Origin of the sequence: Serratia nevei (genome assembly GCF_024160145.1) — a bacterium.
GTDB classification, from domain to species: Bacteria; Pseudomonadota; Gammaproteobacteria; order Enterobacterales; family Enterobacteriaceae; genus Serratia; species Serratia nevei_A.
In genome coordinates, this window is the sequence record NZ_JAMYWQ010000144.1 from 1 (window position 1) to 435 (window position 435).

Consider the following 435-nt stretch of genomic DNA (forward strand, 5'->3'; position numbering starts at 1 on the left):
CGGTACGGTGCCAGCAGCCGCGGTGATACGTAGGGTCCGAGCGTTGTCCGGAATTATTGGGCGTAAAGGGCTTGTAGGCGGTTTGTTGCGTCGGAAGTGAAAACTCAGGGCTTAACCCTGAGCCTGCTTCCGATACGGGCAAACTAGAGGGATGCAGGGGAGAATGGAATTCCTGGTGGAGCGGTGGAATGCGCAGATATCAGGAGGAACACCGGTGGCGAAGGCGGTTCTCTGGGCATTTCCTGACGCTGAGAAGCGAAAGCGTGGGGAGCAAACAGGCTTAGATACCCTTGTAGTCCACGCCGTAAACGTTGGGCGCTAGGTGTGGGGCTCATTCCACGTTCTCCGTGCCGTAGCTAACGCATTAAGTGCCCCGCCTGGGGAGTACGGCCGCAAGGCTAAAACTCAAAGGAATTGACGGAAGGTAGATTCATC

General features: G+C 56.6%; 1 rRNA gene. It reads left to right on the forward strand.

Features of this window, described 5'->3' with window-relative positions:
• Positions 1-435: ribosomal RNA gene (locus tag M6G53_RS25150) — 16S ribosomal RNA — on the forward strand; the annotation flags it as partial.